The organism is Thermoproteota archaeon (genome assembly GCA_003352285.1).
Lineage (GTDB): Archaea > Thermoproteota > Nitrososphaeria > Nitrososphaerales > Nitrosopumilaceae > PXYB01.
In genome coordinates this window covers 79,173-91,682 of record QQVN01000003.1, presented here as the reverse complement: position 1 = coordinate 91,682, position 12,510 = coordinate 79,173, and the positions used below count along the sequence as shown (strand labels likewise).

The 12,510-nt window shown below is 35.3% G+C and carries 16 protein-coding genes and 1 tRNA gene; 4 read left to right on the top strand and 13 right to left on the bottom strand.

The features are described from left to right. Nucleotides 1-241: 241 nt before the first annotated feature. The gene (locus DWQ18_02100) at nucleotides 242-862 is read right to left on the bottom strand and encodes an HD domain-containing protein (GenBank protein RDJ33736.1); all 621 of its coding nucleotides are present in this window, start codon (nucleotides 860-862) and stop codon (nucleotides 242-244) included. Nucleotide 863: 1 nt separating this feature from the next. After that, a complete protein-coding gene (locus DWQ18_02095; GenBank protein RDJ33735.1) occupies nucleotides 864-1,484 on the bottom strand; it encodes a hypothetical protein in 621 nt (206 codons plus the stop codon). 55 nt (nucleotides 1,485-1,539) lie between these two features. On the opposite strand from DWQ18_02095, the gene DWQ18_02090 reads away from it, so the two are divergent. Next, complete coding sequence (locus tag DWQ18_02090; protein RDJ33734.1) at nucleotides 1,540-1,791, top strand: hypothetical protein; 252 nt, start codon at nucleotides 1,540-1,542, stop codon at nucleotides 1,789-1,791. A gap of 43 nt (nucleotides 1,792-1,834) precedes the next feature. Here the strand turns inward: DWQ18_02090 and DWQ18_02085 are convergent. Beyond that, nucleotides 1,835-1,938, bottom strand: a tRNA-Leu gene (locus DWQ18_02085). Nucleotides 1,939-2,089: 151 nt separating this feature from the next. Here DWQ18_02085 and DWQ18_02080 point away from each other — a divergent pair. Then, nucleotides 2,090-2,392, top strand: coding sequence for a DNA-binding protein (locus DWQ18_02080; GenBank protein ID RDJ33733.1), 303 nt, complete (start codon nucleotides 2,090-2,092; stop codon nucleotides 2,390-2,392). Here DWQ18_02080 and DWQ18_02075 read toward each other — a convergent pair. From DWQ18_02075 to DWQ18_02065, 3 genes are read right to left on the bottom strand one after another with little or no spacing between them, the layout of a single operon-like run. After that, complete coding sequence (locus tag DWQ18_02075; protein RDJ33732.1) at nucleotides 2,389-2,997, bottom strand: hypothetical protein; 609 nt, start codon at nucleotides 2,995-2,997, stop codon at nucleotides 2,389-2,391. The genes DWQ18_02080 and DWQ18_02075 overlap by 4 nt on opposite strands. Before the next feature lie 2 nt (nucleotides 2,998-2,999). Beyond that, a complete protein-coding gene (locus tag DWQ18_02070) occupies nucleotides 3,000-3,782 on the bottom strand; it encodes a proteasome assembly chaperone family protein (protein RDJ33731.1) in 783 nt (260 codons plus the stop codon). 53 nt (nucleotides 3,783-3,835) lie between these two features. Continuing rightward, entirely contained in the window at nucleotides 3,836-4,804 is a 969-nt protein-coding gene (locus DWQ18_02065; protein RDJ33730.1) for an ATPase V, read from the bottom strand. A gap of 136 nt (nucleotides 4,805-4,940) precedes the next feature. Between DWQ18_02065 and DWQ18_02060 the strand changes: the two genes are divergently transcribed. Continuing rightward, a complete protein-coding gene (locus DWQ18_02060; protein ID RDJ34313.1) occupies nucleotides 4,941-5,252 on the top strand; it encodes a hypothetical protein in 312 nt (103 codons plus the stop codon). Here the strand turns inward: DWQ18_02060 and DWQ18_02055 are convergent. Further along, nucleotides 5,234-5,905 carry a PAP2 family protein gene (locus DWQ18_02055; protein ID RDJ33729.1) on the bottom strand — a complete coding sequence of 224 codons (672 nt, stop codon included), beginning with the start codon at nucleotides 5,903-5,905 and terminating at the stop codon, nucleotides 5,234-5,236. The two genes, DWQ18_02060 and DWQ18_02055, sit on opposite strands and share 19 nt — an antisense overlap. Nucleotides 5,906-6,027: 122 nt before the next feature. Here DWQ18_02055 and pgk point away from each other — a divergent pair, with 122 nt between their 5' ends. Beyond that, nucleotides 6,028-7,284 (top strand): phosphoglycerate kinase, encoded by a 1,257-nt coding sequence (gene pgk, locus DWQ18_02050; GenBank protein ID RDJ33728.1) that lies wholly within the window; start codon nucleotides 6,028-6,030, stop codon nucleotides 7,282-7,284. Here the strand turns inward: pgk and DWQ18_02045 are convergent. Genes DWQ18_02045 through sufB form a run of 6 tightly spaced genes read right to left on the bottom strand, consistent with a single transcriptional unit; the run spans nucleotide 7,277 to nucleotide 12,446 of the window. Next, entirely contained in the window at nucleotides 7,277-7,624 is a 348-nt protein-coding gene (locus DWQ18_02045) for a hypothetical protein (GenBank protein RDJ33727.1), read from the bottom strand. The two genes, pgk and DWQ18_02045, sit on opposite strands and share 8 nt — an antisense overlap. Nucleotide 7,625: 1 nt before the next feature. Beyond that, on the bottom strand, nucleotides 7,626-8,066 hold the full coding sequence (locus DWQ18_02040; GenBank protein ID RDJ33726.1) for an iron-sulfur cluster assembly scaffold protein: 441 nt from the start codon (nucleotides 8,064-8,066) through the stop codon (nucleotides 7,626-7,628). Continuing rightward, a complete protein-coding gene (locus DWQ18_02035; protein ID RDJ33725.1) occupies nucleotides 8,063-9,304 on the bottom strand; it encodes a cysteine desulfurase in 1,242 nt (413 codons plus the stop codon). Before DWQ18_02035 ends, DWQ18_02040 begins: the two co-directional genes overlap by 4 nt. Before the next feature lie 2 nt (nucleotides 9,305-9,306). Then, nucleotides 9,307-9,615: a non-heme iron oxygenase ferredoxin subunit gene (locus tag DWQ18_02030; GenBank protein ID RDJ34312.1), complete on the bottom strand. Its 309-nt coding sequence runs from the start codon at nucleotides 9,613-9,615 to the stop codon at nucleotides 9,307-9,309. A gap of 5 nt (nucleotides 9,616-9,620) precedes the next feature. Then, on the bottom strand, nucleotides 9,621-11,021 hold the full coding sequence (gene sufD, locus DWQ18_02025; protein RDJ33724.1) for a Fe-S cluster assembly protein SufD: 1,401 nt from the start codon (nucleotides 11,019-11,021) through the stop codon (nucleotides 9,621-9,623). A 24-nt stretch (nucleotides 11,022-11,045) separates the two neighbouring features. Next, nucleotides 11,046-12,446, bottom strand: coding sequence for a Fe-S cluster assembly protein SufB (gene sufB, locus DWQ18_02020; GenBank protein ID RDJ33723.1), 1,401 nt, complete (start codon nucleotides 12,444-12,446; stop codon nucleotides 11,046-11,048). Between the last annotated feature and the right edge of the window lie 64 nt (nucleotides 12,447-12,510).

The window sequence follows — 12,510 nt, the reverse complement described above, 5'->3', positions numbered from 1 at the left end:
ATATTACTAAAGAAATTCTTAATCAAAAGAAACATCCTCCATTATCCATCCAAGACCAATCATGTCATATGCACAAAATTTTGGGTAATTTTGTCCAGATTTATTGAATTCGTGTGTGTTGTTTGAATCCGATTTTGGTGTTCTGTAAACTTGAATTGTTGACATGAATTATCATACATTATGGAATATATTGCAATACCCAGTAACTTGTGGCATGCCTAGTCACAGTAGTTGATGATGACTAAATCTCTTTTTTTAGTTCATTAAGATAATTCTTGAGAATTTTTGTTCGTCGTTTAGCCTCAATTTTTGCAGATTTTGTGTTCATCATTCCTTCGAGTTTTAGTAGTTTTTTGTAAAAATGATCCAGTGTCCACTCTTGGTCATTTGGAGTTCTTTGGGAGCAGAATGGATCGTCGTTGTTATAGATGGGTCGCTTTTCTGAACCACCCACTGCGAACACTCTAGCAATACCAATGGCGCCAACGGCATCCAATCTATCTGCATCTTGTAAAACTTTTCCTTCCATGGTCTCGGGTACTTTGTTGCGTGAAAAACTGTGATCCCTTATTGCATCGGAGATAATTTTAATCTCTTCTGAATTAAAATGATATTTTTTGAGAATTTGTTCTGCTTTCTGTGCACTTTTTATTGAGGAAGTTTTAGAGCGTTTATCAGATTTTGGGTACGACACTACATCATGTAACAGTACAGCACATAGTACCAGTTTAGTATTGGCTGTTTCTTTTTTGCATAGTTTCTCTGCATTTTTGTAAACCCGCATTATGTGATCAAAGTCATGTGCAGAATCATTAGTTGTTATTTTTTTTACTTCTTTTTTTAAACTATCAAGTTGGTTCAAATTAAAATCTCCAAAGTTTTGGTCGGACAAATTTTAGTTTTCTTTGAGTTATTAATATCTGCCAGTTAATTGATGCAAATAAAATCACCACACCAACACCAACCGCATCTGCTAAAAGAATTCCAATGTATCTTTCTTCAAACATTTGTAAAAATGGTGTTAGTGCAATATTACTGAACAGTATCATGATATAGTACGATATTGCACGGCCACACCAAAACCCAATGTACAATCCAATACTTTTTGCTCGCATCAATCCATATGCAACAAATAACATGTTGCTAGGAAGAGGAGTTGCTGCAAACAGAAAAGATGCTATGGTGTAGCCGTATCTTTTTTTGTTGAGATAGTCCCCTATGGCATCAAGATTGGACTTTTGATCTTTTCCTACAAATCTTCTAAACATGCCAGTAATCTGTTTTAGGATGAATCTTCCGATAGTTGCACCAGTTGCCCCAATCAAAGCTAGAATTATTGGATCAAGGTTAGGGTCCAGCAGATAAAATGATGATAAGACAATCCAAGTTGGCGGCATAAGTAATGGGGCAGTATTTAATGCAATTAATAAAAACAGGATTCCAAGGTAGGAAAACTCACCAATTGTTTCAAAAAAGTCATCCATTTTCTACTGTGTGGACAATCTTTGCATCTAAACCCTTGGAATAGCACATTTAGGCATGAAAAAATTTCAAAAAAATAATAATTTTTCAAATAAATTCAATTTTTTAGATCTTCTGATCACGAAATTGAAAAAAATGGATGAATCATGCAATATCTTTATAAGTAAAATTGTACATTATATACCCATGACTGAGTCAGCTTGGAAGTGTTTTAGATGCAATCTAACTTTCAAAGACGAGGTTCATGCAAAGATGCATTCTGAGATCTCAAGACATTCTACTTCTAAGGTCAAGATTCTAGTCGCATAAGACGAATTTTCACATATTCGGTATTTTTTATTAATGAAAATTATGGTGCAGGAGGTGGGATTTGAACCCACGAACCCCTAAAGGAAAGGATTTCCTATTGTCATGATCTTGAGTCCTTCTCGGTTGACCGGGCTTCGATACCCCTGCAATGAGGATCTCATAAAGCCTGTATTTTTCAATTACGTTTTTGTAAAAAACTCAGATTTTACAAATTTTAATGAGTTTTAGAATTGATATGTAACACATCAATAATGATTCCAAAAAAAACTTTATAATTGCCTCGCAGAGACTGGATTTTATGAGTACTGTAACTGCTGAACAAGCAAAGAACATGAGAAGCGGTGTAAACATCGAAGGAACCGTAGAACGAAAAGGCGAACCAAGAACAGTAAACAAGAAAGCAGGCGGAACAATTGATGTTTGTGATGCTTATCTAGTTGATGCTGAAGGCGGAGAGATCAAACTCACATTGTGGGGAGATGACATTGCCAAAGTAAACGATGGTAATAAGCTAAAGATTACTAATGGTTACACAAATTCCTTCAAAGGCGAAGTTTCTCTAACCAAAGGCAAATTTGGTCAGATGGAAGTTATCTCTTAGAGATATCTAGATTCATCCTGTCCTTTTTTCCAATCAAATGCTGCGATTATAGCGCCAGCTATTACCACAATTATTCCAATTATCAGAATTATTCCAGCAATTGCTAATGGTACCAGTGTGGTCATCAATGGAGAATTAGGATTAGAAAATGCTTCAGAATTATCAGGGTCTTCTGCAAACATCATTACAGCAAGAACAGTCCTAGAGCCTTGATTTGTTATCTCAAAATTATACACCTCGCTGTTAGGAGCTAAAAAGATCTCAAAGAATACAGGTCCCTGCTGCTCAAAGACTCCAAGTGAATCTCCAAATATGTTTGATATCTCAATAGATAGATTGTCATCTTCTTTGTAATCAATTATTTGCACACCCCAAAGAAGAGGCACATTAGAATTAGAAGTTGAAAATGAAAAGACAGAAGACTGTCCTGCCATGATTTCAGTCTCTACAGAGACATCATCAAACATGTCTTCTAAAAGTTCTGGCAGAATAAAGTTACCATCAAGACCCATCTGAGATTGTGGGAAAAATGAGAAAACCATAGAAAATGAAGCTGCTGAAATTACAATCCCAATTATTCCGATTACAATTCCGCGTTTTTTCATTTTTAGCTTATGTAGCCTAGGCTCTTGTCATCAGAAGGTCGAAACTGTGGAATCTGTTCTTGACTTCCCTTTGAAGCGGCTTGGGCCTGTAGGGTTTTGATTATTTCTTCTGTATCTTTTGCACGTTGTTCAAGCTCAGACATATCAATTGTAATATTCAAAATTTTACTAAGTGATTCTAAAACTGCTTTAGATGCATTGGCATCAATTACGTATCCAGATGTCTCCCCTAAAAGACAAATTCCAGGAATAGAGGATCTTTTTGCAATTCCAATTATTACACCATTCATTCCAGTGATGTTTCCTCTATTCATTGTAGAGACATCATATTCGGAGAATTGTTTTATTATATCACTAGAAGTGCTAGTGCCATACACCTTGGGAGATTTGGAAAACTTTCCTGTAATGTATGCTGCAAGTGTAAAAATTTTTTTTACATTAAGCTTTTTGCATAGGTTAATTATTTCATCAGTTAATGCATATTCACCTTGTGCAGATACTGGTTGTGCATCACCTGTAAGAAAGATTAACTCTTGGGAATTAATTTTTGCAGAATAAAGCGTATTCTTTACAAGATCAAGAGTTCCATCTTCTCTAATGGAAACTTGAGGTGGAAAGGATGAAGAATAGATATTTGCAAATTGTTTTGCCTGTAGCTTGTCAATCAAATAATCAACGGCAAGTTTACCTACATAACCGCTTCCAGGTAATCCACAAATTAATTGAGGATTAGAAAGATTTGGTAATTCAGAAATTTCTACAGATATTTTTTCATCAGACAATATTTAGCTTAAACCTACAATGCATATTAATCATAACATGCAAAGAAGCGATTTGTTTATCTTCTAGATTTTTTAACCGATTTGCGTTTTGGTTTGGATGCTTTCTTTGAGCGTTTCTTTGGTTTTGCTTTTCTTGTTGCTGTCTTTTTAGCCGATTTGCGTTTTGGTTTGGATGCTTTCTTTGAGCGTTTCTTTGGTTTTGCTTTTCTTGTTGCTGTCTTTTTAGCCGATTTGCGTTTTGGTTTGGATGCTTTCTTTGAGCGTTTCTTTGGTTTTGCTTTTCTTGTTGCTGTCTTTTTAGCCGATTTGCGTTTTGGTTTGGATGCTTTCTTTGAGCGTTTCTTTGGTTTTGCTTTTCTTGAACGCTTTTTGGCAGCTAATTTTCGCTTTTGGGCTTTTACTTTTTCTAATTTTTCTTTTACCTTGATGAGAGTATTTTTAGCAGATTCCTCTTGTTTTGCTTTTACTACAACCTGTTTTGAGAAGCGTTCTGCGTCCTTTTTGCTCTCTTTTAACATCTTTTGAAGAGTAGGTTTTACCTTAGTCTGTTTTTGAATTTTTCCGGAAATTTTGGATTTATTTGATTGAATATCATCTATTGCATCCGTGATTTTTCGAAGTGTTTTGTCTCTTTCTTTTATTTCATCCTCTAAATCGGCAATATGCTGATTAAGTGAGTTAATTCTAGATTGTGCACTCTGTTTTTCCTCATCAGAGCTGGCAAAGTCTAATTCTTGTAGGGCTTGTTCTAGGGCTTCTTTTTCTTTGGATACTCGGTCTTTTGCTGTTGTAACCAGTCTTTCGATGCTCTCTTTTTGTGCTAACTTTTGAGTTAAAACGCCTGCTACATCAGATAATTCTTCTCTTGCATTTTCTACTTTACGTGCTACGGTTGCCAATCCAGAAGTAGATCGTCTAAGTAATGAACGAGCTTTCTTTAGTTCTCTTTCCCCTTTTCTTCGAAGTTTTGAAGCTTCCTTTTTTCTTTCTTCTAGCTTGGAAGCAACCCTTTCGAGTGATGCCAACAATCAATCTAGATGGATGGAATCGATTAAGTTGATAACATAATCAGGATTTGACTTACCAGTTAAGAAATTTAACATGAATTGGATCTGCGATCATCAAAAAATTATTAATCGAAACGATCTTACAGAAAATGAAATGGAATTCCATCCATCAATAATTCCCATTGCAAGAACATTTGATGTAACTGATGAAAAAGCAGCTTCTGAAGCTGCAGAGGAGATTGTAAAGATGGGTTTTGCCAATAGAAAAGATGGATTCAAGGTTTTGATGCCAAAAGAGAAAAAGCTTGCAAAACGGATTGGATACACAGTTACAACATCAATCACGTATGGCTTACGACAAACAAAGCAAGATAGGGATGTAAAATATTGGACTTATCATCATGATGAGGATCATTATGCAATTGTTCTAGTCAATCCTAAAGTAGTTCAAGAACTGGGTTTTTGATTAAGAAATTTAGAGAGTTTTGTCTTATGACCAATGTATCCAGCCAAAAACAATCCCAAGACAGTTCCACCGATTACATCCATCGGATAATGCTGTAATACATAGACCCTGCTAATTGACATCAGTAATGGGTATAACAATAGGAGATAACATCCACGAGGAAATCGCTCAGATAGCACAAATCCTAGAATCACTCCAAAGACAGCAGCCCTAGCTGCATGACCTGATGGATAAGAGGCGTTGGCGCTACCATCACAGAATAGCGAAAATGTGTCATTACTCAGTTCAATTAGGAATGGATTTCCAGTATAATCTAGGGTGGGCCTATCTCTATCAACACCACACTTGATGTAGCCAGTCAGCAATGTAGTAAGAACCAATAGTATCATCAGGGCGATTCCAATTCGCCTTGTTCTCTTTATTATAAGGAGAATAATAGAAAATATCAGCATATAATACACGTCACCGATTTCTGTGATTGATTGCATTATCAAATCGAGTAACGTATTTCCAGAAATTGACTGGAATGTTTCGATGGTTTGTTGATCAAAATCTTCAGTAACTTGTAATTTTACCAAAAGCGAGATTATGATAAATCCTATAACAAGCAGTACAAATGATCTAGAGCGTATCTCAAAAATCCATTTTTGCAATTAGCTAACTTCCAAACAAGTCATTTTTAATATTTCTCAATTTTTTAGGTGTCAATTATCCAAAATATAGATTTCTTTAAGTTTGTTCATGAAAAGATCTAATAGAATATAGAATTTCTGTAATGTCTGATCGGCTCAAAGATTTTAACTTGGGAATAATTAGGAAATTTGTGAAGATACTCACTCTAGATGATTTTGATCTTAAAGGTAAAACAGTATTTGTTAGAGTAGACATGAACTGTCCCATCGATCCAGAAACAATGGAGATTTCAGGAACAAAAAGAATCGAGGAGGCAATTGAAACAATTGAATCATTAAAAGAAGCAAAAGTGGTAATCGCATCACACCAAGGTAGAGTTGGAAACAAAGACTATACCGGAATGGAAAAGCATGCTGATGTGCTAGCAAAATTTTTGAATAGAGACATAAAATATGTTGAGGATGTTATTGGAAGTGCTGCACAAAATGAAATCAAAAATTTAGAGGCAGGAGAAATTTTACTTTTAGATAATCTCAGATTATGTGCAGAAGAAAATTATGAGTTCTCGCCTACAGATGCTTCAAAAACAATTATGGTTTCTAGATTAGCAAAATTATTTGATTTGTGTGTTTTAGATTCATTTCCAAGCGCACATAGATCACACCCATCAATTGTTGGTTTTCCTCATGTATTACCAGCTGCTGCCGGAAGAATTGTAGAAAGAGAAGTAAGGAAACTAGATGAAATAATCACAGTTGCTAAAGCACCACATGTTATTGTTCTAGGAGGTTCCAAAGTTGAGGACAGATTAGAAGCAATAAAGATGTTGATCCAAAAAGGAAGAGCAGATCATGTCCTTCTAACAGGGTTAATAGGAAATGTCTTCATGAGGGCTCAAGCACGAATAAAGTATCCTTTAGGCATAAAAAGAGAGGACGAAGCAGTAGCAAAGGCCCACAAATTAATCGGTGAATATCCAGATGTTTTTTCAACTCCAGTAGACGTAGCTGTTGACAAAGACGGTTCTAGGGTAGAGATGGACGTTAGGGAGTTAAACAAAGGAGATCAAATTTTAGATCTAGGCCCAAAAACAGTGGAGCACTACAATAAATTAATCTCAGGAGCAGGCACTGTCTTTATCAGTGGTCCTCCAGGATTCTTTGAAAGAAAAGAATTCAGTTATGGAACTAGATCACTTTTGGAAAGTGTGGCAAACTCCATGGCAACTACCATCGTTAGTGGAGGCCATCTAACTTCAGCGTTAAAAAAATACGAATTAGCAGACAAGATTGATCATATCAGTACTGCAGGCGGAGCACTAGTATTGTATTTGACCGGCGAAAAATTACCTATGATTATAGCTTTAGAAGATGCTGCAAGAAGGGAACGAGCTAAATAGAAGATTTACAGTTAGGATTAGGACATATTTTCTCTTCTGAGCTGCCCAAGTAGATATCTAAATCGCATGCATTACAATGAGATTTTTCCACAGGATCAAATAGTTTTAGCCATATCGTAGTAAAATTCTGTGCAATATTACGTGCCAATCCTTTATCACATATTTCATTAAAGTATGTTTCAACATCATCTATAGTCCAAGAACTATCAATGTCATTATTTTTTTTCAAAATTTCAAATATTTCATCATTTGTAAAACGATTTTCAGTGTTATTGAATTTTTCAAAGATGATTTTTCTTATCTGAATTGGAATTGGAATTTTAGGTGTATAGTCTCCCATGTCAATACAGGTTTGCTGCCTCTTCTTTTAATTTATCGACATCGCCGGTTTCAGACATGTGTTTTGCCAAATACGAATACAAAGCATATTTTAGAACTTTAAGAGACAATAATGCACATTTGATTCTGACAGCTTGAAGATTTTCTAATCCAAGTTCACTTAACACATCATTTTTTGTGATCTTTTTTACTTCATCAATATCTTTGCCCTTGGTAATTTCTGTCAAAACTGAAGAGCATGCCATACATATTGCACATCCACGGCCATGAAATTTGATATCAGATATTTTGTTCTCCTTGATGTTCATATCAATATCTATGCTGTCACCACATAAGGGATTAGAGTCATGAAAAGTTACATCAGGGTTTTCGATTTGCCCAAAATTTAATGGATTTCTAGAATAATCTATAATCATTTCATGATAAATGTCTGCATTACTCATAGCTTAAACAACCTCGCAACTTTTTCAAGTGAATTTACTAATGCATCAACATCTTCTTTTGTGTTGTAAATGTAAAAACTTGCACGCGAAGTTGCTGCAACATCCAGTTTTTCCATCAATACTTGAGCACAGTGATGTCCAGAACGAACTGCAATTCCTTCTTCATCAATAATTTGAGCAACATCATGTGGGTGAACATCAGAAAAATTAAAGGATATCACACCACCGCGTTTTGAGAGATCCTTTGTACCATAGATTTTCATCCCCTTTACATGAGACATTTTTTCTAAAGCATATTTTGTTAATTCAACTTCATGTTCTCTGATTTTGTCTAATCCTAAATTTGTCAAGTAATCAATTGCTGCACCTAATCCAATTACATCTGCGATGTTTGGAGTACCTGCTTCAAACTTGTAAGGCAAGTCATTCCAAGTTGTTTCATATTTGTGAACTTCTCTAATCATATCACCTCCTCCATGAAACGGACTCATTGTTTCAAGAACTTGTTTTTTAACCCACAAAACTCCAATTCCAGTAGGTCCCAACATTTTATGTCCAGAAAATGCAAAAAAGTCACATCCTAATGTACCAAGGTTTACCTTCATGTGAGGTACTGCTTGGGCACCATCAATTAGTGTCAAGACACCTGCATTCTTACATTTTGAGATAATAGTATCAGCATCAGAGATAGTTCCTAATACATTAGACATCAAACTAAATGTAACAAGCTTGACTTTACCTGTTGCAAGATATTTATCAAGTTGATCAAGTTTTAGCTCTCCGTTTTCATCAATCTCAATATACTCTAGTTTTGCACGCTTTTCCTGAACAAGTAGTTGCCATGGAACAATGTTACTGTGATGTTCATATTCGGTAGTAACAATTATGTCGCCTTCTTTAACATGAGACCTTCCCCAAGCATAGGCTACTAGATTAATTGCTTCAGTAGTTCCACGTACAAAGATTATTTCTTCTCTGTTTGGAATATTGAGAAAATTTGCAATTTTATCACGAGTTTCTTCATATGCGGTAGTTGCCTCTTCAGCAAGTGCATATACTGCACGATGAATGTTTGCATTAAAAGTTTGATAATAATTTGTGATTGCATCAATTACTTGATTTGGTTTTTGGGTTGTAGATGCATTATCAAGATATACTAGAGGTTTGTTATCACGCACAGTTCGTTTTAGTATAGGAAAATCTTTTCGAATGTTTTCTATAGAAAGTTGAGCTTGCATGATTAAATCTCCACGTAAATTTCGTTTTGTTGTATTTTAACATTGTATGTTTTTAGTGGTTCATCAGCTGGAGGATTCTGAGGTTTTCCATTCTCCAAATTAAAAACAGAAAGATGTAATGGACATCTAACACCTTCATCTGTCAGAAATCCTGTAGAAAGATCAGCTTCTGCATGAGTGCAAATCAAATCAGTTGCAAAAAATTTTCCTTTAAGATTTGCCAAGAGAATCCTCTTATCTTTATGATCAAAACTGAATAATTGTCCGTCTCCTACTTCATCTACTGAACAAGCCTTTATCCAATCAGACAATAGTATCACCTATACTTGTAATGTTGTTCAATCTCGGCATTTTCGTTGTAACGAGTTTCTTCAATTTCAACGAATTTTCTAAGTTCTTCATCATTGTTAATCATCAATTCTTTACCATCCCATTTTGACTCTATAAGATATGCAATCCATGCTCTCACTTGGTATGACATTTTTCGAGATAGGGGTTCCAAAAAGCCCTCAACAATTGTTCTCTCTGCTTCTGGTCGGCTGAGACATCTTGTTCCTAAATAAAATATTTGTTCTTCATCTATTTGTGCAACAGATGCAGAGTGAGTAGCTTTAACATCATTGGTAAAGATCTCAAGTCCTGGAATAGCGTCTGATTTTGCATCTTTATCTAATAAAATTGAACGCCCTGAAAGATATGAGTTTGATTTAGCAGCTTTTTCTTTAATGCGAATCATTCCTTTAAAGAGAGATTTTGATTTATCCTTTAGAATTGATTTTTCAATAATTCTACCCTCTGTTGCAGGACTCTCATGAATTATGTTTGATTGTAAATCAAAAGATTGTTCTTTGTTTCCAAAAACAACTTCAGAATCATTTGCATTTGCTCCAGTTCCATTTAGGTAGTAATCTATTCTATATCTAGACAAAATAGTTCCAAACAATCCAAGATACCAATTAATCTGACCATCTTGTCCAATATCAGAGCGCCTAGTTGAAAAGTTGACTGAGCCTTGATCCATCATTTGCAAAGTTGTAAGATCAAGTTGTGCGTTTGCTGCTACATTGGTATTGAGTAATTCAAGATATGCCTGTTGTTTTTCCGCTTTTGGAGAGTATAACTCTTGAACAATAGTAGCTTTACTACTTTCATCTGCAAAGATTATGTTTCGTGAGATGGTGGAAATACCATCTAGTGAAAGAGAAGAAACAAAGTGAATTGGTTTTTCTAAAATAAAATTACGTGGAATATGGATAAAAATTCCAGAATTAAATGCTGCATTGTTAAGCGCCGTGAATTTATCTTCAGTAGAGTTTGATGCTTCAAGTGCTTTTTTTACTAGATCAGCATTATTTTTTAGAGCATCATCAATAGATGAAACCACTAAGCCCTTTGAGCTAAACTCATCAGGCAAATTGATTTTGTGAATGTTGGTTCCAATCTGAATTATAGATATTTCATCTTTTAATTCTGAAAGTCTTTTTTCTAGAAAGGATGGAACTGTAGAATCTGAAGTTACTGAGAGTGAGACTTGTTCAGGATCCATTTTCTTTGCATCAGTGTACTTGTTGTATAATGGAGATGTCTCAATTGGTAGCCCTTCATAGATAGATAGAGAGTTTTTTCTATACTGTTTTAGCCAATCGGGTTCATTCTTTGATGAAGATATTTCTTCTATGTGACTTGAACCAATTGATGAGAGAGCTTGTTGTGACATGGTTTAAGCGAAATGAGTAAGTGACTATCCTACAGAGCCATCCATCTCTAGTTTTATGAGACGGTTTAGTTCTACTGCATATTCCATTGGTAATTCTTTGGTAAATGGCTCCATGAACCCATTAACGATTAAAGTTAATGCTTCTTCTTCGGAGAATCCTCTTGTCATGAGATAGAAGATTTGTTCATCACCAATTTTGCCAACAGTAGCTTCGTGAGTAATGGTTGCATCTTCTTGGTTAATCTCCATGTAAGGATAGGTATCTGTCTTTGAAGTATCATCTAATAGTAATGCATCACATCGTACAGTAGATTTTACATTTGTTGCACCTTTTGCGACGTTTAACAAACCTCTGTATGTTGACCGGCCATTTAGACGGCTAACAGATTTTGATGTGATTTTAGATGTAGTGTTAGGAGCTAGGTGAACCATCTTTGCACCTGTGTCTTGATGTTGGTTCTTTCCTGCAAATGCAATTGATAATGTTTCACCATATGCACGCTCACCCATCAAATAGATTCCAGGATACTTCATTGTAAGCTTGCTTCCAATATTTCCATCAATCCATTCTACTTTGGCGCCTTCATATGCATATGCACGTTTAGTAACAAGGTTGTATACATCACTACTCCAATTTTGTATAGTGGTGTAACGCAAGTGAGCATCTTTGTGTGCAACTAGCTCTACAACTGCAGAATGTAAGGATTCAGATGAGTAGACAGGTGCAGTACATCCCTCGATGTAATGAACTTCGGAGCCTTCATCTGCAATGATTAATGTTCTCTCAAACTGACCAATATTTTCTGCATTAATTCTAAAGTATGCTTGCAATGGCATATCAACTTTAACGCCAGGTGGAATGTAGATAAATGAACCACCACTCCATACTGCACTGTTTAATGCTGCAAATTTGTTATCCTCAGGTGGAATGATTTTACCAAAGTATTTTTTGAATATTTCTGGTTGTTCTTTTAATGCTGTATCAGTATCTAAGAATAGTACTCCTTGTTTTGCCAAGTCTTCTCTAAGATTGTGGTATACAACTTCTGATTCATATTGTGCTCCAACACCAGCAAGGAATTTTTTTTCTGCTTCGGGAATACCTAGTTTATCAAATGTTTTCTTGACATCTTCTGGAACATCATCCCAGCTTTTTTCTGTCTTTTCAGATGCTTTTGCATAATAGTAAATATTTTGAAAATCAATAACACTAAGATCGCCACCCCATTGTGGCATTGGTTTTTTCATAAATGTCTCAAATGCACGTAATCTGAAATCAAGCATCCATTGTGGCTCATCTTTCATTTTACTGATTCCAATTACGGTTTCTTTTGACAATCCTTTCTTGCTAAGGTGAACATAGAGTTCTGTGGAATCTTTAAAATCATACTTTGAATAATCCATGTCTAGATTTTCAGTTGCCATACTCGTGATAACCCCGTTATATTATAAATACATGAGGAAAAATAGGCAGAGCTAAATAGCTTTA

Bases quoted from the DNA above. Each gene is read 5' to 3' on its own strand.
- DWQ18_02095 (RDJ33735.1), bottom strand. From the start codon at position 1,484: ATGGATGACTTTTTTGAAACAATTGGTGAGTTTTCCTACCTTGGAATC.
- DWQ18_02090 (RDJ33734.1), top strand. From the start codon at position 1,540: ATGAAAAAATTTCAAAAAAATAATAATTTTTCAAATAAATTCAATTTT.
- DWQ18_02080 (RDJ33733.1), top strand. From the start codon at position 2,090: ATGAGTACTGTAACTGCTGAACAAGCAAAGAACATGAGAAGCGGTGTA.
- DWQ18_02075 (RDJ33732.1), bottom strand. From the start codon at position 2,997: ATGAAAAAACGCGGAATTGTAATCGGAATAATTGGGATTGTAATTTCA.
- DWQ18_02060 (RDJ34313.1), top strand. From the start codon at position 4,941: ATGGAATTCCATCCATCAATAATTCCCATTGCAAGAACATTTGATGTA.
- pgk (RDJ33728.1), top strand. From the start codon at position 6,028: ATGTCTGATCGGCTCAAAGATTTTAACTTGGGAATAATTAGGAAATTT.
- DWQ18_02045 (RDJ33727.1), bottom strand. From the start codon at position 7,624: ATGGGAGACTATACACCTAAAATTCCAATTCCAATTCAGATAAGAAAA.
- DWQ18_02040 (RDJ33726.1), bottom strand. From the start codon at position 8,066: ATGAGTAATGCAGACATTTATCATGAAATGATTATAGATTATTCTAGA.
- DWQ18_02035 (RDJ33725.1), bottom strand. From the start codon at position 9,304: ATGCAAGCTCAACTTTCTATAGAAAACATTCGAAAAGATTTTCCTATA.
- sufD (RDJ33724.1), bottom strand. From the start codon at position 11,021: ATGTCACAACAAGCTCTCTCATCAATTGGTTCAAGTCACATAGAAGAA.
- sufB (RDJ33723.1), bottom strand. From the start codon at position 12,446: ATGGCAACTGAAAATCTAGACATGGATTATTCAAAGTATGATTTTAAA.